Origin of the sequence: Bartonella sp. AA97HXZ, assembly GCF_042196985.1 — a bacterium.
Taxonomy (GTDB): domain Bacteria; phylum Pseudomonadota; class Alphaproteobacteria; order Rhizobiales; family Rhizobiaceae; genus Bartonella.
Genome location: NZ_JBHIRC010000008.1, coordinates 1 through 25,173 on the forward strand (window position 1 = coordinate 1; position 25,173 = coordinate 25,173).

Genomic DNA, 25,173 nt, shown 5'->3' on the forward strand with positions numbered 1-25,173 from the left:
AAATACCATGCCAAAACCACGTCCTCCTCATCTTGTCAAAGAAGTCACACGTCATGGTAAAATTATATGGTATGTACGTATTGGTCATGGACCACGTATTAGAATCCGCGGAACCTATGGAACGCAAGAGTTTGTTGACAACTACAAAAGCGCACTTGCCGAGTTACAAGGGCTTATACTTCCTAAATCAAAAACTGGTAAGCTAGTCGAAGGTTCATTCGCATGGCTCCTTAAACAGTATTTTAATAGCTCCAATTGGCATAACCTCGCTAAAGCCACAAAGAAACAAAGAGAATACACTCTTATGAAAGTGTGCGATACTATAGGTCACATTTCATACCAAGCAATCGAAAAGAAACATATCATAGCCGGTGTTGAACGGCGCAAAGAAACACCAGCAATGGCTAGAGACTTTCTACAATCCCTAAATGGGCTTTTTAAATGGGCAATTGAACACGGACTTTTGGAAAGCAACCCTACTTTAGGTATCACAAGACCTCCTCTTAAAAATAAAGAGGGCTTTCCCGTTTGGACAGAAGAAGATGTTGAAAAATATTACCAACGCTGGTCACATGGTACCCATGAACGTGTTTGGATTGATGTTCTTTTATATACGGGTCTGCGTCGTGGTGATGCGGTCCGCATTGGCTGGAAAGACGTCAAAGATAATATCATTCACATCAAAACAGAAAAGAGCCAATTTAAAACAGATGTCTTTCTACCTATTTTACCGGAATTAGCCAAAACGCTTGAAGTTGGTCCTATTGGAGAAGAAACATTCATTTGTGGTAAACGCGGGAAAAAAATACCCAAAAAAAGCTTCGGAATTACATTTTATAATGCTTGTACCCAAGCAGGTATCAAAAAATCAGCGCATGGCTTAAGAAAATTAGCAGCAACACGCGCAGCTAACTCTGGTGCAACAGTATCACAATTGAAAGCACTCTTTGGCTGGACAAATGACAGTATGGCATCTCTTTATACCAAGAGCGCAGATCGCAAAAAACTCTCCCTTGAATCGATACAAAAGCTCCAAAAAAGTTAGGGATAGAGATAAAAAAACATAATAGAATCAATAAGCACCTAATCCCTTACTACAAATATAACTTTTTGATTTAATTATTATTTGTTACCGTTGCTAGAAATAACAATAAATCAAGGGATATAATTTGTTAATAGGCTTGGCGTTATGTCAAAATATCAGCGATGAGATTGCTTTTTGGTTGTTTTAGAAATGAAATAATGAGCTCAAATATTGATGAATGAAACGGGAGGTTTAAATTGAAAATATTAATTCCAGATGACTATCAAAAAGCCACCCTAACATTACAGTCTATTACAAAATTAATGACATCACATGAAGTGCTGGTTATAAATAATTTAGCTAAAGAATGTGATTTAGAAGATAAGCTCAAAGAGATAGATATTCTTATCTTAATCAGAGAGCGGACTATAGTTGATAGAAATCTTCTCCTGAAACTGCCAAATTTAAAATTAATCTGCCAAACAGGCCCTATAGGTTCACATATTGATATAGAAACTTGTAGAGACTTAGGAATTGAAATATTAGACGGTGGTGGAGATCCAACTTCTGCTGCTGAATTTGCGTGGCTCTTAATTATGTCTGCGCGTAGAAAACTCTGTAAATCTGTATCTGATATGAAAAAAGGACGATGGCAAACAACATTTGGCAACCAAATGAAAGGGGCTACTCTTGGAATATTCGGGTTTGGCCGTATTGGTAAAATGGTTGCTCAATATGCTCAAGCTTTTGGCATGTCCATTTTGGTTTATGGGAGCGAGCGTTCAACGCAAGAAGCAAAAAATTTAGGTTATCATTTTACGCATTCAAAAGATGAATTTTTTACACGTCCTGACGTTATATCCGTCCATTTACGTTTAAGCGATAAAACCAGAGAAATCATAAAATTAGATGATCTATTGAGCATGAAACCTCATGCTATTTTTGTCAACACAGCGCGTTCAGCTTTGGTTGAAAAAGGGGCGATAGAAAAAATACTAAGTTTGGAAAATTCAATTTACTTTGCACTGGATGTTTATGACAGCGAGCCAGTATATGAAAGCAAATTATTGCAATCAGATAGAGTTCTTTGCACACCGCATCTGGGCTATGTGACTGAAGAAAGCTTTGAGAATTATATTGAAAAAGCTTGCCAAAATATAGCGTCTTTTATAAAGAGCACTTAATGCTGGCTGAGCCAATGTTTGTAAAATTTATCTTATATCACTAGCATATCAAATTTGTACGACACATAATAGCTTATTTCCTTAAATTAAGCATATTCCTTAGCTTTCATATTCATACCAATCGTATTGACAGATTTTTATGTAATCAGCATAAAATACCTCATTTATTATTGCAATCATTATTAAAAAAGGCTACTTCATTGGAATGCACTTTAATTGGAGGGGGCATAGTGGGCAATAATAAATTTATAGAAAAAAATTATTATAGATGGATTGTATTACTTGTTGCCACAATCGCTCAAGCATCAGCCTGCTTCTTTGTTCAAGGGATTGGTCCTTTAGCTGAATTTTTTAAGAAGGATTTCTCGCTTAGTGACTCTCAGATAGGTTTACTATCTTCAGCAGCGCAGTTCCTACCTATTATTGGATTACTTGTAGCTGGTGAATTACTAGACAAGTTTAACGAGCACTATATTATTGGAGTTGGCGCGATCGGCGTTTCTGTCGCTCTTTTGTTGGAAGCAATCGCAGATAACTATATTTCCCTTTTGGTTTGTTTGCTAATTGTAGGGGGATTTATAGTTCTGCTCAACTCGGTAGTGCTAAATCCGTTTCTTCATGGTTTCCACAATCGCAACGCGGATTTGCAATGGGAATAAGGCAGGCGGGGCTACCATTAGGTAGAGGCATTAGCTGGGTATAGTTATTCCTGCGAGTGCCCTTGTCTATGGCATACAAGGTGCGTTTTTGGTCGGTACCATAGTTTCTTTTTTAGGTGGATGTATATTTATTATTTTTATCACTCACCAGCAAAAGTTATCACTATCGTTCCAGAAAGCAAGGCAAAAATTTCGTTCTATGCAAATGTAAGGTCACGTCTTGCGATGTGGCTGCGCCGCATATGAAGAATAATATTTTTTCAAACGTTTCACTTGTGATCGTTTAATATGTTTTAACCATTTTTATAACGATTTATTTTTATAGAATTTATCACCTGTCTCTAGATAAAAGTGCTTATTTATTTTTTGTTTCACAGGCTTCTGGTGCCTTAGGAAGAATTATTTTAGCAGCGTGGAGTGATCATTGTAGAAAAGGACGATTTTTTCCTGTCTTGTTTTGCATGATTGCAATCGTTTTTGGATTTTTAATATTAATTTTGAGCATGAGTGGATCGATAATTTATTTAACTATTTTATCTGCTTGGTTAGTTTTTGGAGGAATGGGATAGTATGGCCCTTGGGTTGCTTATATTGTAGACTCTTCGCCGAAAGAAAACGTTGGCTTTTCTCTGGATTTAGGAATGTCTATAAATCAAATCGCAATCATTACTGCTCCACGATTATTTGGATTAATCCAAGATTTTACAGAAACTTATTTACTAACATGGCTGATTTTAATTATTGTTTTTTCACTTTTCTTAATAAGAAAGTAGGGAAATATAATTGGGGAGGAAATTATAATGATAAATGAAAATACTTTTGAGTTGAGCAATATCGAAAGAGACAAACTTTGAGAGGCTTTAGACCATGTTATTTATGATCCATACGGGTGGTATTGAATATTCGGTTGAGCTAAAAAATAGCATTTTCGCTGCTACCCCATAGAATATTAACAATTCTTATGAACCAAAAGGTGTCTATTACTCCCAGACCATATCTAATCTTTGAAAATCTTCCAATTGATAGACAAATTAATACGTCACCTAATCCTTATAATTTAGATGCGTCTTGTAAAAGTGGCTATATTAGCGAAAATTTAATTATGATGTTTTCTTTATTGATCGGAGAGCCTTATTCAATTAAGTTTGAAGGCGAACATATAGTAAATAACATAGTTCCTTTAGAGGATAATAAAAAAGATTATACAGGATTAGGATCTGAAGTTGAGTTAGATTTTCATACAGAAAATGCTGCACTAAAATTTATAACGAGTTTAAATTTATCTCCTAAAGGGGATAATTTTATCTGGTGTTCGCAATGGTGTTGATGGCCCGTTAACGAGAATATCTGATACACGTCTAGCTTTAAAACTTTTAAGTGAGGAGGATTTGAGGAGCTTAAGGGATAATTTATATATAATTAATGTTCCCTATAGATGGAGAAAAAATGGGGTAACCTCTACAAGTAAAGTGCCCCTAGTTCAAGGGGACGGTGAATTCCCAGATATCAGCGCTGTTTTTTATCCAGGCATGTTAGAGCCACAGTCAAAAAAGCCAAGAAAGCTTCAGATCATTTTTATGAAGCTATTAAGGCTGTATCTTTTGGAATTGATGTACAACCCATAAGATTATTATACATTGATAACAGAATGGCTCTACACTCTAGAGATAAATTTTATGGATCATTTGATCGTTATGAAAACCCAATGCGGTGGATTCAAAGAGTGTTTGTGTCTGCAGATTTATGGAATCATAGATATGTAGAACAAATAAAAGAAAGAGTATTTGATTTTCAATGCTAATGTCCTGATAATGATATAATGGTGAGTATTATTCTGATTTATATATATTGACTACATATCTCATATGTATAGATTCCTCCCGCATAATCAGGTGAGGCTACTACCTGATTATAGGCTATGGTGGCCAATTGATTTTCTATGACTGCATTTGCTTTTTGTTATATTTGCCCTTCTTTTCAAGTCGCTAGGGGATTCTCCTATCAAGCCCTTGAAAGAGTGATTTGGAGTAATTTCATAATGCGAAACCAAAACATAGTGACAAACTTTTCTATTGTTTTCACAAATATGACGGTTTGCATGGTTGCACCCTTCAAGCAGTGTGGCTTTTTTTCTTGCACGATGAAATCATTCATATATGAGACAACATAATTAATTTATAACAGATAATTCAATGTATTATCTAAAAAATGCAACGAAATAGCTATTAATGTGAACATATGAATTAAAAAAACAAACATCGCGTACAAATAAATTCAAACATACTTGTGCACACGACTTATAACATTTTTTAGATGAACAAATAATAATACACCCCATGTCTTTAAACAAAGAATGAAAATCATAAAATGAGCTCTAAGGATAATAAGAACTCTCCACAAAGAAGTGACAGAGATGAAGACTCCAAAGACTTCATCATCACCATCCTTCAGCATTTTGTTAACATATTCATTTTATACAAGAATCTTTCCCGCGGAAGAAATAGCATTTGCAATAGCTTCTTCGCTTGCCTCATCGGGTAATAACATCTCATTATGAGCACATCCCGATGGGATCATAGGAAAACAGTTTTCTAAATGATAAACACGACAATCAAAAAGAACAGGCTTATCACAGTCAATCATCTGCTGAATTTTATCATCAAGTTCATCGGGTTTTGAACAATGAATTCCCACGGCTCCATAAGCTTGTGCCAATTTCACAAAGTCAGGCATAGATTCCGTATAAGAATGAGAAAGACGATTACCATGCAGCAATTGCTGCCACTGGCGGACCATTCCCATATACTGATTATTTAAAATGAAAATTTTCACCGGTGTGTCATGCTGAATAGCTGTTGCAAGCTCTTGAATATTCATCTGAATGGAGGCATCACCAGAAATACACACAACAAGCGCATCAGGATGCGCTATTTGAACACCTATAGCAGCAGGTAAACCATATCCCATCGTTCCAAGACCACCAGAAGTCATCCAATGTTTTGGTTCATCAAAATGATAATACTGCGCTGCCCACATCTGATGCTGCCCGACATCCGTTGTAATATAAGCATTCGCATCTTTGGTAAAAGCATACAGCCGTTCAAGAGCATATTGCGGCATAATGACATCTTTTTTCTCCGCATATGCCAATGAATTACGAGCTTTCCAACGGTTAATTTGCGTCCACCACGCCTCACGGACTTCACTGTTAAACGCTGGTTGCTGTATCTTTAAGAGTTGCGTCATATCTCCTAAAACACAAGCCACATCACCAATAATTGGAACTTCTGCTTTTACAATTTTATTGATAGAAGAAGGGTCAATATCAATATGAATAATACGCGCATGAGGTGCAAATGCATCAAGGCGCCCGGTGATACGATCATCAAATCGTGCTCCAACAGCTAACATGACATCACAATCATGCATGGCCATATTAGCCTCATAGGTTCCATGCATTCCAAGCATTCCAAGCCAATTTTTACCGGAAGCAGGATAAGCACCAAGTCCCATTAATGTTGAAGTAATCGGAAAATCCCCCAATTGAACCAAATTACGTAAAAGCTGTATAGCTTTCATCCCCGATGAAATAACACCACCACCAGAATAAATAATAGGGCGTTTTGCCTCAACTAAAAGAGAAACGGCAGATTCAATAGCCTTAGTATTCCCTTTCAACGATGGAAAAGAATGTAAAGACTCCTGAACTTGAGGTGCTCTATAAAATCCTGAAGCAAATTGAACATCCTTAGGAATATCAATCAAAACCGGCCCAGGACGACCTGATTGAGCAAGAAAAAAAGCTTCATGAATAATAGCCGCAAGATCATTGACATTTTTAACCAGCCAATTACGCTTCGTACAAGGCTTTGTAATTCCAACTGTATCAGCCTCTTGAAAAGCATTTGTTCCAATCACCGTTGTTGACACCTGCCCAGAAAAACAAATAAGAGGTATCGAATCCATAAGAGCATCTTGCAAAGGTGTAACAGCATTCGTTGCCCCTGGACCAGAAGTCACAAGCATAACCCCTACCTTCCCTGTGCTGCGTGCATAGCCTTCAGCTGCATGCCCTGCGGCTTGTTCATGGCGCACCAAAATATGCTGGAGTGTATCTTGGTGATAAAGAACATCAAAAATAGGCAAAACAGCCCCACCAGGATAACCAAAAATATGTTCAACGCCTTGATCTATAAGAGCTTGAACCACTATTTCAGCGCCCGACATTATTTTTCCATCTGCACTCTCTTGCTTTCTTGGATCATTTCTCATTTTTCCCACTCACCTACTTTATAGGACAATAAAAAAGCCCCTAACGGAGCCCATAAAAAAAGCCCCCAAAGGAGCCCATTACACAACACATACTGTATGATTACCCCCATTATTCCAACGTATAAAATATATAAAAAATTCCTTGTAGAGAGATTTCTAATTCCATTGATACCATTCGTCAATAAAAAATTATATTTTCTAAAAAATTTCTTTTTCACGAATTATCTTTTATCTTTCGATAAGTTTCTTTGCAAAGCTCTAACTCTTTTATCAAAAAGTAAGCATCCATTCTTCATCAAATTGATTACGAAACCATGTCATTTGTCTTTTTGCATATCTCCTCGTTTGTATTTTTACCGCTTCAAGAGCATTCTCAAAGCTTCTATATCCATCCAAATAAGCCATAAATTCAGGTATACCAATAGCCTTCATTGCTGGTAAAGAAGGGGAAAGTTTAAGTTTTTTCATAGCCACCACTTCTTCTAAAGCTCCTCTTTCAATCATAGAATCCAAGCGTTTATGAATACGTTCATAAAGCAGAGAACGTGGTGGCATGAGAAGAATTTTTTCGGTCAAATTCGGCGCAATGATAGGTGTTGTTTTTTGTTTCTGCCACCAACTGAGCGTCTTACCGGTTGCATCATAAACTTCCAAAGCACGGACAATACGCTGTCTATCGTGCGAAGAAATTTTTTCAGCAACAACAGTATCAATCTGCAACAACTGGCGATAAAGACTTTCAGGTCCCTCTTTATCAAGCAGCAAACGCCACTTCTGCCGCACAACATCTGGAACATGAGGGATTTCCGAAATCCCCTCTAAAAGAGCACGAAAATAAAGTCCTGTCCCACCAACAAAAATAACTGATCTTAAAGAAAAAGTAGTCAATAGCTTCTCGACATCACACAACCATTGCCCTACCGAATAATTCAAAATAGGACTCACATGACCATAAAGATAATGGGGAACAATCGCGGTATCAGCCTCCCCCGGCCGTGCCGTTAAAATATTTAAAACATCATAAACCTGCATTGAATCAGTATTAATAATGAGAGCATTTTTTTCTTGAGCCATTTGCAAGGCAAGTTCTGACTTCCCACTTGCCGTTGGCCCCGCTATTAATGTAACTGTTCTCTGTGCCATGAATAGCAATTTCTCCCAATCAATAATTTATTACAACATGCAGACACCCCCAAAGCCTTCCTGTATTTTCTCTCCATTATCATAGAGTAAATACTTCAAACAAAAAATACGAACACAAATTCCCCTTAAGACAAAGCCCCTTATGAAACTTATAAAAAAGAAAAAATGGACTTAATAACAACACCAAAGGAATTTCCAAGCATTTTTTGCTATCGTAATTCAATAACAAACCACAGCTATAATAATTCTGTCCGTTAAGGCCATTAAAAATATACTCTTTGTCATCATTTATGAAAATAATACTAAGTTTAATCTATACAATCAAATAGCTTTATTTTTTCCTATAAAAATAGCATGCTACGCCGGTTTATAATAAGAGCCTCATAAAGCATCATATCAATACCATTTACTTGCGCATCACAAGCAGAGATAAAAATTGACTTAAGAAAGGTGTACCAATATCTCTTATGCAGCATTTCAAAGTCTAGGCTGTTACAATATTGAGAACTGAAAAATACTATGATGACACCAATTTATACTTTGATATTCAGCATAAAGATATAATGATTTCCAATGGATTTTATATTGCACACCCCATGCTCTCTATCGTGAAATGAGCTTGAGAAATATTGGACATCACATGGCTGACTTGCAAAATATCCCACACACTAAGGCTGATAAAAAACAAAAAATAATTTTTTAAGGATCAATCCATTAGGAGCGTTACGAACCGTAACTCTCCATCTGGACGCGCTACAATAAATAGAGCATTTTTGCGTCCAGCTTCACGTAATTTATGAATACGTTTTTTAGCCTCATCAATTGTTGTGATAGAACTCTGATTGATATCAACAATCACTTCACCAACGCGAATACGCTTTTTATCCGCGGCACTATTTTGTGCAACAGATGTCACCACTAGTCCTCGAAGTTTATCTGAAATTGAATAACGATGACGCAAATCCTCTGTCAGTTCAGATAACGTCATTCCCATAAATTGCATTGTCACGTTTTTCGACAGATCTTGATTTTTTTTATCATCAACTTCTTCTGTATCTTCATTTGGATCTGTTTCAATCAAACGTCCAAGCTTAACTTTTACTGTTGCTTCTTGCCCATTGCGTAAAATAGTAACGTCCACCACTTTTCCTTCTGAACTTTCTGCAACTAAACGCGGCAAATCACGTGCATGCTTAATTTTGGAATTACCAAAGGAAAGAATAACATCTCCAGTTTGTAACTGGCTATTATCTACATTATTTTCTTCCGTCTGTTCTATTTTACCAGCCACCAATGCTCCCACAGCATTGTCCAATTTTAAACTTTTTGCAATATCCTCTGTTACCGGCTGAATACGAATAGCCAACCAACCACGCCTTATTTCTCCAAAATCACGCAATTGATTAATAACAGAAAGAGCCATATCCGATGGAATAGCAAATCCAATACCGATAGATCCTCCCGAAGGTGAAACAATTGCTGTATTAATGCCAATGACTTCACCATTTCTATCAAATAACGGCCCACCAGAATTTCCCCGATTAATTGCTGCATCTGTTTGAATAAAATTATCATAGGGACCAGCATTAAGATCACGGTTACGTGCAGAAATAATACCAACCGTCACACTTCCACCAAAACCATAAGGATTACCAATAGCCATAACCCAGTCACCAATACGTGCTTTTTCTGAGTCACCAAAACGCACAGCTTTTAATTTTTTACTTCCTGCATCGACTTGAAGCAACGCCAAATCAGTTTTGCTATCCTTTCCAAGAAGCTTTGCCTTTAGTTTTGTACCATCCGTAAAATTAACTTCAATATCATCAGCATCTACAATAACATGATAGTTTGTAACAATAATCCCTTTTTGCGCATCAATCACAAAACCAGAACCTAAAGAACGCACCTTTTGAAATTGACTATCTTTTTGACCATCCTTGGGTGTAAAAAAATCACTGAAATATTCCTCCAGCAATGAACCTTTTGGGATAACGGGTACCGAGGTGTTTGCATCCTGTTCTGTTCCTTCAACAGTCTGCGCCGTAGAAATATTCACAACTGTTTCCAAAAGCTCAGAAGCTAAATCAGGAATAGAAAGCAATGCCTTGCTTGTCTCGGCTCCCCAAGACAAACTCACTGATCCTGATAGAAACAAAGTCACACAAAAAACAACTCTTGTGATAAAAAACTTTAAAAACGTATTTTTACTCACGACACTTCTATCCATGACATGCCTTTAATCAAAGATGCAAAGAGCCCCACTAAATTTATCTACGTAAAACCAGCACGGCTCGATACTCTCTACCACTTTTACCATAAAAGAAAATGGTCACAGATCATTCTTTTCATGCAAAATCTCGTATCTGCAATCCATTATTTTATCTATTCTCTCCCGATTTTGGATCAGTTTTACTGAAGCCAGTATTCATTGTCGGTAAGAATGCTTTATTTGCCTGCGGCGGATTACGAAAATAGAAAAAGAAATCCTCATTTGGAGAAATCACCATCGGTGTTTTCTCTAAATTCTTGTATTGTTCCATCGCCAACCAAAAATCGTAAAAAGACGGATTAGCCTCCCTCGCATTCAATAAAAGACGAATACTTTCAGCTTGACCTTCACCGCGGGTAATTTCAGCATCACGCTTTGCAGCTGCTACAATTTCTTCATATTCACGATTAGCTTCTGCCACAATACGATCTCGCTCCTGCTGACCACGAGCCCGGATATTTTCCGCAGCAGCTTCACGTTCAGCTGCCATTTGCCGATAGACATCTTCTGAAACAGCATCAGTCAAATCGGTTTTACGAATACGCACATCAACAATGGTAATACCCAACGAGCCTGCATCTACAGAAAATTGCTTCTGTACTTCAGCCATCATCGCGCCTCGTTCATCCGATAAGGCTGCTTTAAATTCTCGCTTACCATAAACAGCACGCAAAGCGTCAATAAACCGTGGTGCAAGGTTTTCACGTGCCGCAATTTGTGGACGCCCAGAAGCAATGCGCTGTAAAAACAACTTAGGATCTGTAATACGGTAAATAAAGAACGCATCCACCTCATAATACGCACCACCACGAACCTGTACAGATTGTGTAGGAACATCGTAACGCAATAACCGATTATCAACAATGATCATCTTATCGATAAAGGGCGCCTTGAAATAGATTCCAGGATTAGATTCTACCTGAACAATTTGTCCAAAACGCTTAATTGCTACTTGTTGACGAGGATAGACGATAAATACGGACATCCACAAAATCATCAAAACAAACACTATAGCACTAAAAACAAACAAAAAGCGAGATTGCTGCATAATTAATCTCCTCCAGAAATACGAGAATCTAAGAGTAACGCAGGACGCGCTGCTGTTGCCTTTACTTTTTCCGATGACTTGCTACGCAACAATTCATTCAAAAGTAAATAAGGCACCGCTGGAGAATTTGCCTGATCAAGAACCAGCTTATTTGGTGAAGAAAGAATCCGCCCCATCGTCTCCATATAGAGACGGTAGCGAGCAGCTTCTGGTGAAATCGCAGCCTCTCGAGCTATCGCCTGAAAACGTTCAGCACGCCCTGTTGCCTCTTCAACCATTTGTGCCTTTTCACCTTTTGCGATTTCCCGTGTGCGTGAAGCTTCACCATTTGCTAAACCAATTTTCGTAAAACGCACACGATTCCCCTCTTCAATCATTCTTCCACGTTCCTGCTCCGCCTGCTGAACAGAATTAAACGCAGCAGCAACCTTTGTCGGAGGAGCAGCTTCACTGATAGAAACACGGCTTATTTCGACACCAAGTTGATATTTATCCACAGTCAACTGGATAATCTTTCTAACGTCATTAGCAACTTCTTCTTTCTTGTCACGTAAAACATCATCAACCGGCCGCGAACCAATGACCTCACGCATTGCACTCTCAGCAACTTGGCGGACAGTTCCCTCTTGATCATTCACATTGAATAAAAACTGACTAGGGTATGAAATCCGATAATAAACGGAAAAATTAACATTAACGATATTTTGATCACTCGAAAGCATTAAACCATCACTTTGTTGCGCCTGACCGGGCTTCCCACCAATCGCGATTGTTTTTTCCGTTAAAGGGACTTTCATATAGGTCTCAATTGGCCAAAAATGAAAATGCAACCCATCACCAATAATGCCTTCTTTAGGGATGCCAAAGCGCAACTCTACCGCTTGTTCATTTTGCTGAACAATATAAATTGACTGATATAGCCAAAAAAACACAATAAGCAGAAGGAATAAAACAGAAAAACTACTTCTCCCGAATTGTTTAAATTGATCCTGCCCTTTGCGCAAAATTTCATTAAGATTAGGACCATTTTCGCCACCATTACCGCCACCAGAACCAAAGAGATTCTTAGCTGGTGTTTTTTTGTCACCACTGTTTTTATCGCCACTCCACGGGCCACCACCATTTTGATTTGTCCAGGGCATTATCACCTCTTTAACTGATTACCACTACTCGAACACCAACCATTTGCTTGATCTTATAGGGTGTCTCTTACCTCATTACAATACAACTGATAAACCCTTCCACTTCATATTACAAAAAATTATTTCCGCTCATAAACAACAAAACGTGTCGGATGACTATCTTTATCCCCTTTTGGAATATCTTGTGTTTGCACAATAGTCCACTTTTCTTTATCAAAAACAGGAAAAAAACTATCACCTTCTATAGAAGCTAAAACTTCTGTAAGGAATATTTTATCAGCCATATGCAACCCTTGTTGAAAAATTTCACCACCACCAATAATAAAAATTTCCTCTACATCATTTTGAGAAGCAACATTTGTTGCAAGAGAACAAGCTTGCGATAAAGAGTGAGCAACAACAGCCCCTTCAGCACAAAAGGTACAATCACGAGTAATAACGATATTTGTACGCCCTGGTAAAGGTCTCCCAATAGAATCCCAAGTTTTTCGCCCCATAACAATGGGCTTACCCAATGTCAAAGCTTTAAAGCGTTGCAAATCCGTTGATAAATGCCACGGCATTACACCTTCACGACCGATAACACCATTTTCTGCAACAGCAGCAATTAAACAAATGGAAATCGTCATATTGCTACCGGCGCTTTAATATGGGGTTGTGCTTCATAATTAAGCAACTCAAAATCCTCAAATTGAAAAGAAAAAAGATCTGTTACCGCTGGATTTATGCGCATACATGGCAAAGCATTTGGTCTACGAGACAATTGATATTTTGCCTGTTCAAAATGATTAGAATAAAGATGAGCATCTCCCAGAGTATGAATAAAATCGCCTACTTTAAGACCGCTTACTTGCGCAATCATCATCGTTAGCAATGCGTAGGATGCAATATTGAATGGAACACCTAAGAAAATATCCGCCGAACGCTGATAAAGTTGACAAGATAATTTCCCCTCCGCAATGTAAAATTGAAAAAGACAATGACACGGAGGCAACGCCATTTCCTCTATTAATGCAGGATTCCAAGCTGATACAATCAAACGACGAGAATCTGGCGTTTCCTTAATCATCGTTAAAAGATTGTTAATTTGATCAATATGGCGTCCATCAGGAGCAGGCCAAGAACGCCACTGATAACCATAAACAGGACCAAGATTTCCCTTTTCATCAGCCCACTCGTCCCAAATTGACACACCATGCTCTTTCAACCAAGCGATATTTGTATCGCCTTTAAGAAACCACAAAAGTTCATAAATAATTGAACGTAAGTGTAGTTTCTTTGTTGTCAACAACGGAAATCCTGCTTGTAAATCAAAGCGCATCTGATACCCAAAGATAGATCGCGTTCCAACACCCGTTCGATCTGTCCGATCAATACCCTGATTTAAAACATGAGATAAAAGAGCAAGATATGATTTCATGAGGGTATTATGTCCGATTCTTCTTATTATAGAAAATAAAAACTGTAAAATCCGTACAAACATAATTCAAATCTTTTTCCAAAAACATCTTACACAAGAAATTATCATGATCTGACTAAATTTTTGATGCAAAAGATAAAATACTATAGACAGCTTCTAAAAAAATGACATAAATGAACAAAGATGGATGAACATCAAATAAAGGGATCGACTATGGAAAAACAAGAAGCTTTAAAACCACATGATACAAGAAAACGTATCTGGGCTATCGTGTCCAGTGCATCAGGTAATCTAGTAGAATGGTATGACTTTTATGTTTATTCCTTTACATCTATTTATTTTGCATCACAATTCTTTCCCTCAGATGGCAATGACGTTACGCAACTTTTAAAAGCGGCGGGTGTTTTTGCTATTGGTTTTCTTATGCGCCCAATCGGCGGATGGCTTTTTGGCTTCATTGCCGATCGTTACGGACGCAAACGCTCAATGCTTATCTCTGTTTTTATGATGTGTGGTGGTTCGTTCTTAATCGCCCTACTTCCTACCTATGAAACCATTGGAATGGCAGCAGGAATTCTTTTACTTTTACTCAGAATGCTTCAGGGGCTTTCTGTCGGTGGTGAATATGGTACAACAGCAACTTATATGAGCGAAGTCGCCCTCAAAAATCGCCGGGGATTTTTTAGCTCTTTCCAATATACCACACTGATTGGAGGTCAACTTCTAGCCAGTCTCGTTATATTCATTTTAGCGCTTTATCTCACCGAAGATCAGCTAAAAGCGTGGGGCTGGCGTATTCCATTTGCCATTGGTGGATGCGGCGCAATTGTTGCGATTTATCTACGCCGCACACTCCATGAGACAACGACCAAAGAAAGTCGTTCTAGTGCACAAGCTGGTAGTATTAGGGGACTTCTGAGCAACCACCGAAAAGCTTTCTTTCTGGTTATTGGCTTTACAGCTGGAGGATCGCTCACATTCTACACCTATACGACTTACATGCAGAAATATCTGATCACAACCACTGGCTTTGATAAACATACAGCCACAACAATCATGACAGCTGCACTCTTTGTTTTCATGTTACTCCAACCCCTCTTTGGTGCTCTTGCAGATAAAATTGGAACAAGAACTTCACTCCTTATTTGGAGTGTCTTATCTATTATCTTTACCATTCCTGGACTTAATATGATTGGTAGTACTGATAGTACATGGATTGCTTTATCAGTCATTACTGGAATGCTCTGCATTATGAGCTTTTATACATCTATCTCTGGCATTGTAAAATCAGAAATGTTTCCCGCTTCAGTACGAGCAATAGGAGTTGGGCTCTCTTATGCTATTGCCAACGCACTGTTTGGCGGTTCTGCTGAATATGTCGCGCTTGGATTAAAAGATCTTGGATATGAATCTGTCTTCTATTTTTATATAACCGGCATGATGATTATTGCATTCATTGCTGTTCTCTTAATGCCAGATGCTCGCAAAAAAGGGTATTTACAAGGAGACGATATTCATTAACCTTTAATGTTAACAAACAAGGATTTTAATAAAAAAGCCCAGAGTACTGGGCTTTTTTATATCCTTTCCGATAGAAGTTTAAAGCTCACAATTTTTTATCCCTTCAAACACTCTAAAGAAGCAATGTTCCCTCCTGCACACGCCGCTTATAAAAATAAATGGCTTCATATTATTATGTAATAAATACTTCTTTAGCTGAATTTAATTCACTGAAGATAAAAAACGTTTGATTTATTTTAATATTCCCATGCCCACTCAAAATCGAAGAAAAGTGATTATCTTTCAAGAAATTTTATCAATAATAAAGATTACACTCATGATTTTGTTTAATACGTTCTTAATAGTACCCCCTCATGCAAAACAAATCCTTTCATGAAAAATAGAAAATACCATTTTATTATAAATTCGCACACTTTTTTGAGAAACATTTCTCAATGCACCCAACTCCATTTCACAACGGCACCCGTGAATGACATCACGTAAAAGCCCCGTAAAGTATAAACATAGGCATCACTCTCTTTACACTTAATAAAAGTGCAAGCCGCTATCATTATACTATTGAGGAACTCTTAATATTGTACTCCCCCTTAACACTTAAGATCATTCCTAAAAAGTATTTTAACTGATACACCAACCTAGCATGCAATAGTCAGTAACATCATTTTACGAAACAACATCAAGCATATAAACTAAAGAGTATCATATCTTCATAAACACTCTGCATATGCAAATAATTCACAATCAAACAAAAAATAATATTTCCTTAAGGATAGTAAAAAGCGTATAATTTACGCAATGTAACAACACCATGAGCCCAAAACACCACTGATAGCTCTAGAAAAAATCTTTATGTTTCCCTAAAAAATTATCATGATACAATAGCGTTTTTATAATGCACATCGTAAATAGCTTTAAAAAGAAGAAAAGTTATAAATCTAAAAGGGGAATACTTCATGAATAATCAAACAACTTTAGATCCAAATGATACAAGGAAACGTATTTTTGCTATCATATCCAGCGCATCAGGAAATCTGGTAGAATGGTACGACTTTTATGCTTACTCCTTTGCATCGGTTTATTTTGCATCACAATTTTTTCCTGAAGATGAAGATATTGTTACACAACTGTTAAAAACGGCAGGAATCTTTTTTATTGGCTTTCTTATGCGTCCAATTGGAGCATGGCTCTTTGGATACATTGCGGATCGTTATGGACGTAAACGCTCAATGCTTATTTCTGTTTTTATGATGTGTGGTGGCTCTTTTCTCATTGCCATACTTCCCACTTATAAAACCTTGGGAATAACAGCAGCATTTCTTCTCCTTTTAATCCGTATGTTTCAAGGGCTTTCCGTTGGCGGTGAATATGGTACAGCAGCAACGTATATGAGTGAAGTTGCGCCCAAAAATCGTCGTGGTCTCTTTGCTTCTTTTCAATATGCAACAACGATCTCAGGTCAACTTCTGGCAAGTTTTATAATATTTATTTTAGCCATTTACCTTAACGAGGATCAGTTAAAAGCATGGGGATGGCGTATTCCCTTTATCATTGGTGGCTTTGGAGCAATCGTTGCAATTTATCTGCGTAGCTTGCTTCATGAAACAACAACCCTCAAAAGCCGCTCTGAACAACACGCTGGTAGTCTTAAAGAACTTTTTCGTAATCATAAAAAAGCTTTCTTTTTGGTTGTTGGCTTTACAGCTGGTGGATCTCTCACATTTTATACATACACCACTTATATGCAAAAATATCTGATCACAACCACTGGTTTTGATAAACAAACCGCAACAACGATAATGACTGCCGCCCTCTTTGTTTTTGTGCTACTCCAACCCCTTTTTGGTTCCCTAGCCGATAAAATTGGAGCAAGAGCTTCACTCATTAGTTGGGGGGCATTATCCATTATCTGCACCATTCCTGTACTTAAAATGATCGGTAATGCCCATAATCCATGGACAGCACTCTTAATTATTATTGGAATACTCTGTGTTATGAGTTTTTATACGTCCATTGCTGGTATCATAAAAGCAGAATTGTTCCCTGCTTCAATCCGAGCAATTGGTGTTGGATTTGCTTTTGCCATTGGCAACGCACTCTTTGGCGGTTCTGCTGAATATGTAGCGCTTGGATTAAAAAATATGGGATACGAATCTGTTTTCTTTTTTTACATCGTTGGTATGATGGTCATTGCACTCATCTCTATTCTTCTTATGCCCGATATAGATAAAGGAGGATATCTCGATAAAGACGATAGACTTCATTAAACTTATTTTCTGGATAAAAAAAGCCCAAGAAATTGGGCTTTTTTTGATCTCCTCTCCACCCTAGTAAAGAACGAAAACCCGCCCCGCATTCGTCTTACAAACAACTCAGTTTCTTTTAAATTGTCTATAGTTACTGCCCTCTTTATGTAATTTACTTGATAAGATTCTATGGGCAGCCCTACCCTAAATATTTATCACGATATCTAAAAAACACCTCATACGGAAAACCTTATCTGAGGCTTACCTCACCCTCCTAAATGATGATGTGTTATGATACAATAAGATAATTAAGGACACAAAATCCCCTTTTACATTACTTAAGCTTTTTGAAATATTTTCAGTTTTGGGGCTTTCTGCTCATAAAGACCATCTCTTCTATAATCTTCCGGTATGCCAATAATTGCATTCTTCTCATAAAGTTTAAAGGTATCTTGATCTACTTTTCAATGTCCTCTCCCTTTAAATGCAACGTGATAACTTTTTATTCTATAACACAAGTAAAAATCTTAAAACGAATGACAACATAACTCTAATAAATCATCTTAAAGAGTTTCCCTAAGAAATTGTTATAATACCATTGAATTTTTCTGGAAATCATAAACAATTATGTTTAGAAAATATGAACTATAAATCCAAAAGGGGAACAATTCATGAAAAATGAAACAACTTCAGCATCACAGGATGCAAGAAAACGTGTTTTTGCTATTATAGCAAGCGCATCAGGAAATCTCGTAGAATGGTATGATTTTTACGTGTACTCATTTGCATCAATTTATTTTGCATCACAATTTTTTCCCTCCGATGGTGATACGATTACACCACTGTTAAAAACCGCAGGTGTGTTTTTTATTGGTTTTCTTATGCGCCCTATTGGAGCTTGGTTTTTAGGATTTGTCGCCGATCGTTATGGACGTAAACGCTCGATGCTTATATCCATTTTTATGATGTGTGGTGGCTCTTTTTTCATCGCCATACTTCCCACCTATGAAACCTTAGGAATAACATCAGCAATCCTTTTACTTTTAGCTCGGATGATGCAAGGACTTTCAGCGGGTGGTGAATATGGTACAGCAGCCACTTATATGAGCGAAGTTGCTCTCAAAAAACATCGTGGGCTTTTTGCTTCTTTCCAATCAGCCACCCTTATTACAGGTCAACTTCTTGCCAGCTTCATTATATTTATTCTAGCATCTTATCTCTCTGAAGATCAGTTAAAAGCATGGGGATGGCGTATTCCTTTTGTAATTGGTGGATTCGGGGCAGTGATTGCGATTTATCTGCGTCGTTCTCTCCACGAAACAACCACGAAAGAAAGCCGCTCTCACAAACACTCTGGCAGTCTTAAGGAACTTCTCACCAAGCATACAAAAGCCGTTGTCGTAATTGCATGCTTTGCATCAGGAGGATCACTCACGTTTTACACCTTTACGACTTATATGCAAAAATATCTGATCACAACCACCGGCTTTGATAAACATACCGCAACAACGATTATGACAGCTGTACTATTCATTTTCATCCTATTCCAACCCATAGCTGGTATCATAGCCGATAAAATTGGAACAAAAACTTTACTTATTATTTGGAGTATACTCTCTGCCATCTTTACATTTCCTGGACTCTGGATAATCGGTAATACGCATAGTATATGGGTTGCCTTTTCCGTCATTATTGGCTTGCTCTTCATTATGAGCATGTATACATCCATCTCTGGTGTCGTCAAATCAGCAATGTTTCCCTCTTCAATACGCGCATTAGGCGTTAGCATCTCTCATGCCATTGGCAACGCCTTATTTGGTGGTTCTGCTGAATACGTTGCGCTTGGATTAAAAAAGTACGGTCATGAATCACTCTTTTATTTTTATATAACCGTCGTGATGATCATGGCATTCATTGCTCTTCTCTTTGTCCCGAGTATGCGTAAAGGAGGCTACCTCCAAGAGGATGAAAAACATTAACCCTTTTTATCAACGAAAAAGCCCAAGAAATTGGGCTTTTTTTTATCATTATCACAAATTTAATATTGTTTAAATTTTATGAAGTGCATTAAGGTGCTTAGCAACTAGATAATAAAAAGTCACACGACTTTTTCTACGCTCTCCAGACATCATCTCAGCCACTTTTGAAACAGCCATTTTAGCACTCTTCTCATCGGCTTCTAAAACATCTTGAACCCATTTTTCAACACGTTCTAACTCTTTTGGATCCGATGTAGCAACAAGCGCTGCATCCTGCTTTTTCATCACTAAAGCTAAACGACGGCTAAGTCGTTCTACTGCTGCTTCATCGGGATTTGAATCATATAGTTTAATATCTGCTAGATTATTTGTCATTTTGCATCATCTCCTCTCCAAAAATGAGCGGTCTATATTTTACAGCCGCATCATATAGCTCCATAAATAATTAGAGGATTAAAAATATTAACAACCCCCCTTTTCCTAAGACTGTTCTTCATCTATATTTAGAGGGCTGGTTTACCAGCTATGGTAATAAATGGACGGTGAAATAAACCTATTGGACCCGGGGGCGGTACCCGGCGCCTCCACCAAAATATAAAAAATCAAAATTATATTTTGGTGGGGGCGAAATAGGATCGACAAGGGTGTAAAGATCGCTCTTTTACTCGGCATTGTACCACCGTTATCGGGCTAAATGAGTAGTTGCAAATGACAACTATGCGGAAGCACGTCTCGCCGCTTAAGGTGGTGTGAATGTTTCAATTTAAGTCTTAAACCGTCGCAGGTTTAAGCGGGGTTCGGAGGCACCTGGCAACAGAAGCCTTCACTTTTTTAAATGTTGTTGATTGATCTTTCAGACATTATCAGACATTATTTACCATAGAGTTTCGTATTTATTCGATTTATTGAGGTGCATCGTAGAAAAAATCTGCTAATTTAAAATATATTCTGTCACACAATATCAATACGCCCCATTCTGCTACGTGAAATAAAAGGAATAAACTTCGATGGTTAAAGATCAAATCCGTTACGATATTCTCGTTCAGGATGCGCTTCGTGGAGTTATCCGTAAAGTTTTATCGGAAGTTGCCAAAGCAGGTCTTCCGGGAAATCATCATTTTTTTATAACTTTTTTGACAAATGCCCTAGGCGTTAAAATTTCCCCTCGGCTAAAAAATCGCTATCCCGAGCAAATGACAATCGTCTTACAACATCAATTTAGAAATCTCAGTGTTTCAGAAACAGCTTTCGAAGTAACCCTCTCTTTCAGGGAAATAACCGAAAAGCTCGTGATTCCTTTTACTTCCATTCAGGTCTTTTATGATCCTGTAGCAGCATTTGAAGCAGCATTTGATCTGCCCTCAAATCTGACCTCTGGAGAAAGTGAAAATTCAGAAAATACCTCAACTACGCCTATTACCTTATCAAACAAACAAAAAATAGAAAATACGCTTACAAAAGAACAAAATCTCAGTACAAATAAAGAACCTTCAAATAACGATGCAAAACAAAATCAAAGTGCTGATGTTGTCTCTTTAGATTCCTTTCGGAAAAAATAATTTTTCTCATGACTGAATTGATTAATCTTCGCCAATTTCGAAAACAAAAAAAACGTACAGAAAAATCTCTTTGTGCTGAGCAAAATCGTTATCGTTTTGGACGAACAAAAACTGAAAAAAATTTTGAGCGGCAAAAATCTTTAAAAATGCAAAAATTTCTTGATCAAAATCGTTTGCGAAACGACGAATAAAGGTGGAAAAATGCACGAAAATAATTCTATCGATTGGTCAAAAGTCATTCCACGAAAGATATCTGTTCGCGTTGATGGACACGCAACAAGCGTCTCTTTAGAACCACCATTTTTAGATATTCTAAAAGATATAGCCCGCAAAAAAGGACAATCTTTAGCCTTTATTATTACCGATATTGATAGCAAAAGACCACAACAAGTAAATCTTTCGGCTTCGTTACGCGTTTATGCCCTTCAAAGCGTTCTCACCCAAAGCCTTTAATGGTTGTGCTTATTTTTTTACGTTCTCTTTCTGTCTGTTCAACTGAAACTGTTGTGACTTTTTAAGAGAAGTTTTTTTAATCTAGAACTTCAATAAAAAAAAGACTACAAAAGAGATATAATGAGTAATTTTTCTGATCACACCATACCTTTCTTTGAAGAAGATTCCCCTCCAGACCATGATAAGAAGAGCTCTGGTTTTTTCTCCCATACTCTAAAAGAACAAAAATCATATAACACAGACTATTTAGAACAACTCAATCCAGAACAGCAACAAGCTGTTATGAGTACTGAGGGACCTCTTTTAGTTCTTGCAGGTGCTGGTACAGGAAAAACACGCGTTTTAACAACCCGTATTTCTCACATTTTACGCTCTGGACTTGCCTCTCCTCAGCAAATACTTGCTGTCACTTTCACCAACAAAGCAGCCCGTGAAATGAAAATACGTATTGGTGAACTTATTGGAGAAGTTGTTGAAGGTATGCCTTGGCTTGGAACCTTTCATTCCACTGGAGCTAAAATTTTACGCCGTCACGCAGAGCTTGTTGATTTAAAAAGAAACTTTACAATTCTCGATAGCGATGATGTTCTTCGACTTTTAAAACAACTTATTCAAGCTGAAGGATTAGACGATAAGCGTTGGCCCGCACGAAACCTTGCCATGATGATTGATTCTTGGAAAAATCAAGGACTTTCACCAACACATATCTCAAAAAGTGATGCTCATTCCTTTGGTAACGGCATGGGACGTGAACTTTATCACAGTTATCAAAATCGATTAAAAGATCTTAATGCTTGTGATTTTGGTGACCTTCTACTTCATTCTATCTCTATCTTCCAACATAATCCAGATATTCTTCGCGAATATCATTCTCAATTTCGTTATATTCTTGTCGATGAATATCAAGATACAAATACAGCACAATATCTTTGGCTTCGGCTTTTGGCCCAACATCCTCAAGGTCAACATGTTAATCTTTGTTGTGTTGGCGATGATGATCAATCCATTTATGGATGGCGTGGTGCAAAAGTCGAAAACATATTACGTTTTGAAAAAGATTTTCCTTCTGCTAAAATTATTCGTCTAGAACGCAATTATCGCTCAACATCTCATATTCTTAAAACCGCCTCCCATCTCATTGCTCATAATGAAGAAAGACTGGGAAAAGTCCTTTTTTCTGCTCAAGTAAAGAGTGAGGAAGAAAAGGTAAAAATTCATTCAGCATGGGATTCGGCAGAAGAAGCACGAGCAATCGGAGAAGAAATCGAACGTGCACAACAAACCGGTCATGCATTAAATCATATGGCTATATTGGTACGCGCATCATTTCAAATGCGTGAATTTGAAGATCGCTTTGTAACGCTTGGCCTTAATTATCGCGTCATTGGTGGTCCTCGTTTTTATGAGCGAATGGAAATACGTGATGCCATGGCTTATTTACGCGTTGTTGTCCAACCCACTGATGATTTAGCTTTTGAGCGTGTTATTAATACACCCAAACGCGGCATAGGAGATGCAACCCTGCGCATTCTTTATGAGAGTGCACGTGCACGTGCTGTTCCTCTCTTTTCTGCTGCCGCTGACATCATTGAAACAGATGAATTAAAGCCTAAGGCACGCAGTGCGTTACGAAGCCTCATTGAAAACTTCCGCCGCTGGCAAAATATGCTTCAAGACACTCCTCATAGAGAACTTGCCGAGATCGTCCTTGATGATTCTGGTTATACAACCATGTGGTTAGAAGATCGCTCACCAGAGGCTCCTACAAGACTAGAAAATCTTAAAGAAATGATTCGTTCCATGGAACAATTTGAAAATCTTCAAAGTTTTTTGGAACATGTTGCACTCGTTATGGAAACGGAAAATAATGAAAATATGGATGCAGTCAACATCATGACACTTCATTCAGCCAAAGGACTTGAATTTGAAACAGTTTTTCTTCCAGGTTGGGAAGAAGGACTCTTTCCCCACCAGCGCTCATTAGATGAAGGTGGACGTTCAGGATTAGAAGAAGAACGGCGTCTTGCTTACGTAGGTCTAACAAGAGCAAAAAAACATTTGCATATATGGTTTGTATCGAATCGAAGAATTCATGGACTTTGGCAACCTGCTCTTCCCTCCCGTTTTCTAGATGAATTACCAGCAGAACATATAGAAGTTGTAGAAATGGAAACATCCTATGGTGGTTATGGAAAATCTTCTTTTCAATATCACGATTCTTTTTATAATGACTATGCAACACCAAGACAAAAGCGTGCACAAAAAAACAAGAATATTGAAGGAAAAATTATCACGCAATCAATCTCTCATGTACCATCAGATTTTTCTGTCAATGATCGGATTTTTCACATAAAATTTGGTTATGGTCATATTACAGCAATAGACGATCATAAATTGACAATAATGTTCGAAAAAGCCGGAGAAAAGCGTGTACTAGACAATTTTGTAAACAAAGCTTAATTACAAGCAAACCATGATCCGTTTTTCCAAGAGATCATTTTGTTTTATTCTGACTATCATTTCCATTTACGAACAAAGGCTTCAATGGGCAGATTTTGCATATCAGGCAATGCGTCGTGAATTTTATCAAGTGGCCAATCCCACCAAGCCATATCTAAAAGGTATTCTATCACATGATTGGGAAAACGCATCCGCAATCGCTTAGCAGGCACCCCAACGACAATCGTATAAGGCATAACATCTTTCGTTATAACAGCGTTCGCGCCAATGATAGCGCCATGACCAATTGTCACTCTAGGCATAATAACCGCACCATGTCCAATCCACACATCATGCCCAATAATAACACGTTTTGCACAACGCCTTTCACGAAAACCACTATCTAATGCCATATAACGAAAATATTCGTTTGGACGATAGGTTATTTTATGCGTTGAAACGCGCTCCATAGGATGCTCCAACGCATTCATCCGTACATGAGATGCAATAGAACAAAAACGCCCAATATCGCTATAAATAGCCTCACTATTACGCTCTAAATAAGAAAAATCTCCAACGGTTACATCCCGTAAAATCACCCGCTCATTAATTTCCACATAGCGCCCTAATTTACAACCATGCAGCCGCGCTGTCGTATGGATACGAGGTTCACTTTCATGAAATCGAAGATCTTTCTCAATATTCATACATCTTTCACCAATGTTTTATCAATAGATATGGAAAGACATACCAATCAAGACAATAAAATCAACCATGAAACAAACATTGCAAAACAAACCTGCCGATGTTACAAT

At 37.7% G+C, this 25,173-nt stretch carries 20 protein-coding genes and 1 other RNA gene; 12 read left to right on the forward strand and 9 right to left on the reverse strand.

Features of this window, described 5'->3' with window-relative positions; all coding sequences use genetic code 11:
* The first annotated feature begins 7 nt into the window (after positions 1–7).
* The 4 genes from ACFINE_RS05645 (at position 8) to ACFINE_RS05660 (ending at position 4,194) form a co-directional block, all read left to right on the forward strand.
* Entirely contained in the window at positions 8–1,045 is a 1,038-nt protein-coding gene (locus ACFINE_RS05645; RefSeq protein WP_375621395.1) for a tyrosine-type recombinase/integrase, read from the forward strand.
* A 236-nt stretch (positions 1,046–1,281) separates the two neighbouring features.
* The gene (locus ACFINE_RS05650) at positions 1,282–2,208 is read left to right on the forward strand and encodes a D-2-hydroxyacid dehydrogenase family protein (RefSeq protein WP_375621341.1); all 927 of its coding nucleotides are present in this window, start codon (positions 1,282–1,284) and stop codon (positions 2,206–2,208) included.
* Between the two features lie 230 nt (positions 2,209–2,438).
* Positions 2,439–2,867: an MFS transporter gene (locus ACFINE_RS05655; protein WP_375621342.1), complete on the forward strand. Its 429-nt coding sequence runs from the start codon at positions 2,439–2,441 to the stop codon at positions 2,865–2,867.
* 973 nt (positions 2,868–3,840) lie between these two features.
* On the forward strand, positions 3,841–4,194 hold the full coding sequence (locus tag ACFINE_RS05660) for a hypothetical protein (protein WP_375621343.1): 354 nt from the start codon (positions 3,841–3,843) through the stop codon (positions 4,192–4,194).
* A gap of 1,145 nt (positions 4,195–5,339) precedes the next feature.
* On the opposite strand, the gene ACFINE_RS05665 is transcribed toward ACFINE_RS05660, so the two are convergent.
* The 7 genes from ACFINE_RS05665 to ACFINE_RS05695 form a co-directional block, all read right to left on the reverse strand.
* Positions 5,340–7,139 carry an acetolactate synthase 3 large subunit gene (locus ACFINE_RS05665; protein ID WP_375621344.1) on the reverse strand — a complete coding sequence of 600 codons (1,800 nt, stop codon included), beginning with the start codon at positions 7,137–7,139 and terminating at the stop codon, positions 5,340–5,342.
* Positions 7,140–7,409: 270 nt separating this feature from the next.
* On the reverse strand, positions 7,410–8,282 hold the full coding sequence (gene miaA / locus ACFINE_RS05670) for a tRNA (adenosine(37)-N6)-dimethylallyltransferase MiaA (RefSeq protein ID WP_375621345.1): 873 nt from the start codon (positions 8,280–8,282) through the stop codon (positions 7,410–7,412).
* 706 nt (positions 8,283–8,988) lie between these two features.
* Positions 8,989–10,512, reverse strand: a complete 1,524-nt coding sequence (locus tag ACFINE_RS05675; protein ID WP_375621346.1) for a Do family serine endopeptidase — start codon at positions 10,510–10,512, stop codon at positions 8,989–8,991.
* 151 nt (positions 10,513–10,663) lie between these two features.
* Positions 10,664–11,602: a protease modulator HflC gene (hflC, locus tag ACFINE_RS05680; protein ID WP_375621347.1), complete on the reverse strand. Its 939-nt coding sequence runs from the start codon at positions 11,600–11,602 to the stop codon at positions 10,664–10,666.
* 2 nt (positions 11,603–11,604) lie between these two features.
* On the reverse strand, positions 11,605–12,744 hold the full coding sequence (gene hflK / locus ACFINE_RS05685; RefSeq protein WP_375621348.1) for an FtsH protease activity modulator HflK: 1,140 nt from the start codon (positions 12,742–12,744) through the stop codon (positions 11,605–11,607).
* 119 nt (positions 12,745–12,863) lie between these two features.
* Positions 12,864–13,373, reverse strand: a complete 510-nt coding sequence (locus ACFINE_RS05690) for a dihydrofolate reductase (RefSeq protein WP_375621349.1) — start codon at positions 13,371–13,373, stop codon at positions 12,864–12,866.
* Positions 13,370–14,164 carry a thymidylate synthase gene (locus tag ACFINE_RS05695; protein ID WP_375612017.1) on the reverse strand — a complete coding sequence of 265 codons (795 nt, stop codon included), beginning with the start codon at positions 14,162–14,164 and terminating at the stop codon, positions 13,370–13,372. The genes ACFINE_RS05690 and ACFINE_RS05695 overlap by 4 nt, the downstream gene beginning before the upstream one ends.
* Positions 14,165–14,377: 213 nt before the next feature.
* Here ACFINE_RS05695 and ACFINE_RS05700 point away from each other — a divergent pair, with 213 nt between their 5' ends.
* The 3 genes from ACFINE_RS05700 (at position 14,378) to ACFINE_RS05710 (ending at position 19,907) form a co-directional block, all read left to right on the forward strand.
* Positions 14,378–15,685, forward strand: a complete 1,308-nt coding sequence (locus ACFINE_RS05700; RefSeq protein ID WP_375621350.1) for an MFS family transporter — start codon at positions 14,378–14,380, stop codon at positions 15,683–15,685.
* 953 nt (positions 15,686–16,638) lie between these two features.
* Positions 16,639–17,949, forward strand: a complete 1,311-nt coding sequence (locus ACFINE_RS05705) for an MFS family transporter (RefSeq protein ID WP_375621351.1) — start codon at positions 16,639–16,641, stop codon at positions 17,947–17,949.
* Between the two features lie 650 nt (positions 17,950–18,599).
* Positions 18,600–19,907, forward strand: a complete 1,308-nt coding sequence (locus tag ACFINE_RS05710; protein ID WP_375621352.1) for an MFS transporter — start codon at positions 18,600–18,602, stop codon at positions 19,905–19,907.
* A gap of 69 nt (positions 19,908–19,976) precedes the next feature.
* Here ACFINE_RS05710 and ACFINE_RS05715 read toward each other — a convergent pair whose 3' ends face one another.
* A complete protein-coding gene (locus tag ACFINE_RS05715; RefSeq protein WP_375612013.1) occupies positions 19,977–20,282 on the reverse strand; it encodes a DUF2853 family protein in 306 nt (101 codons plus the stop codon).
* 96 nt (positions 20,283–20,378) lie between these two features.
* Between ACFINE_RS05715 and ssrA the strand changes: the two genes are divergently transcribed.
* The 5 genes from ssrA to ACFINE_RS05740 all read left to right on the forward strand — a co-directional run bounded on the left by ssrA (position 20,379) and on the right by ACFINE_RS05740 (position 24,379).
* Positions 20,379–20,735, forward strand: a transfer-messenger RNA (tmRNA) gene (ssrA, locus tag ACFINE_RS05720).
* Positions 20,736–20,914: 179 nt separating this feature from the next.
* Entirely contained in the window at positions 20,915–21,466 is a 552-nt protein-coding gene (locus tag ACFINE_RS05725) for an SspB family protein (RefSeq protein WP_375621353.1), read from the forward strand.
* Between the two features lie 8 nt (positions 21,467–21,474).
* Positions 21,475–21,657 (forward strand): DUF4169 family protein, encoded by a 183-nt coding sequence (locus tag ACFINE_RS05730; RefSeq protein ID WP_375621354.1) that lies wholly within the window; start codon positions 21,475–21,477, stop codon positions 21,655–21,657.
* Positions 21,658–21,667: 10 nt separating this feature from the next.
* Complete coding sequence (locus tag ACFINE_RS05735) at positions 21,668–21,919, forward strand: ribbon-helix-helix domain-containing protein (protein WP_375612010.1); 252 nt, start codon at positions 21,668–21,670, stop codon at positions 21,917–21,919.
* A gap of 120 nt (positions 21,920–22,039) precedes the next feature.
* Positions 22,040–24,379, forward strand: a complete 2,340-nt coding sequence (locus ACFINE_RS05740; RefSeq protein ID WP_375621355.1) for an ATP-dependent helicase — start codon at positions 22,040–22,042, stop codon at positions 24,377–24,379.
* A 56-nt stretch (positions 24,380–24,435) separates the two neighbouring features.
* On the opposite strand, the gene ACFINE_RS05745 is transcribed toward ACFINE_RS05740, so the two are convergent.
* Entirely contained in the window at positions 24,436–25,065 is a 630-nt protein-coding gene (locus tag ACFINE_RS05745; protein ID WP_375621356.1) for a chloramphenicol acetyltransferase, read from the reverse strand.
* Positions 25,066–25,173 lie beyond the last annotated feature (108 nt).

What these genes read in the sequence shown, in the direction of transcription:
- ACFINE_RS05665 (WP_375621344.1), bottom strand. Translation starts at nt 7,139, where the DNA reads ATGAGAAATGATCCAAGAAAGCAAGAGAGTGCAGATGGAAAAATAATG.
- hflC (WP_375621347.1), bottom strand. Translation starts at nt 11,602, where the DNA reads ATGCAGCAATCTCGCTTTTTGTTTGTTTTTAGTGCTATAGTGTTTGTT.
- ACFINE_RS05735 (WP_375612010.1), top strand. Translation starts at nt 21,668, where the DNA reads ATGCACGAAAATAATTCTATCGATTGGTCAAAAGTCATTCCACGAAAG.
- ACFINE_RS05695 (WP_375612017.1), bottom strand. Translation starts at nt 14,164, where the DNA reads ATGAAATCATATCTTGCTCTTTTATCTCATGTTTTAAATCAGGGTATT.
- ACFINE_RS05675 (WP_375621346.1), bottom strand. Translation starts at nt 10,512, where the DNA reads ATGGATAGAAGTGTCGTGAGTAAAAATACGTTTTTAAAGTTTTTTATC.
- ACFINE_RS05740 (WP_375621355.1), top strand. Translation starts at nt 22,040, where the DNA reads ATGAGTAATTTTTCTGATCACACCATACCTTTCTTTGAAGAAGATTCC.
- ACFINE_RS05710 (WP_375621352.1), top strand. Translation starts at nt 18,600, where the DNA reads ATGAAAAATGAAACAACTTCAGCATCACAGGATGCAAGAAAACGTGTT.
- ACFINE_RS05725 (WP_375621353.1), top strand. Translation starts at nt 20,915, where the DNA reads ATGGTTAAAGATCAAATCCGTTACGATATTCTCGTTCAGGATGCGCTT.
- ACFINE_RS05745 (WP_375621356.1), bottom strand. Translation starts at nt 25,065, where the DNA reads ATGAATATTGAGAAAGATCTTCGATTTCATGAAAGTGAACCTCGTATC.
- ACFINE_RS05690 (WP_375621349.1), bottom strand. Translation starts at nt 13,373, where the DNA reads ATGACGATTTCCATTTGTTTAATTGCTGCTGTTGCAGAAAATGGTGTT.
- miaA (WP_375621345.1), bottom strand. Translation starts at nt 8,282, where the DNA reads ATGGCACAGAGAACAGTTACATTAATAGCGGGGCCAACGGCAAGTGGG.
- hflK (WP_375621348.1), bottom strand. Translation starts at nt 12,744, where the DNA reads ATGCCCTGGACAAATCAAAATGGTGGTGGCCCGTGGAGTGGCGATAAA.
- ACFINE_RS05700 (WP_375621350.1), top strand. Translation starts at nt 14,378, where the DNA reads ATGGAAAAACAAGAAGCTTTAAAACCACATGATACAAGAAAACGTATC.
- ACFINE_RS05645 (WP_375621395.1), top strand. Translation starts at nt 8, where the DNA reads ATGCCAAAACCACGTCCTCCTCATCTTGTCAAAGAAGTCACACGTCAT.
- ACFINE_RS05730 (WP_375621354.1), top strand. Translation starts at nt 21,475, where the DNA reads ATGACTGAATTGATTAATCTTCGCCAATTTCGAAAACAAAAAAAACGT.
- ACFINE_RS05705 (WP_375621351.1), top strand. Translation starts at nt 16,639, where the DNA reads ATGAATAATCAAACAACTTTAGATCCAAATGATACAAGGAAACGTATT.
- ACFINE_RS05715 (WP_375612013.1), bottom strand. Translation starts at nt 20,282, where the DNA reads ATGACAAATAATCTAGCAGATATTAAACTATATGATTCAAATCCCGAT.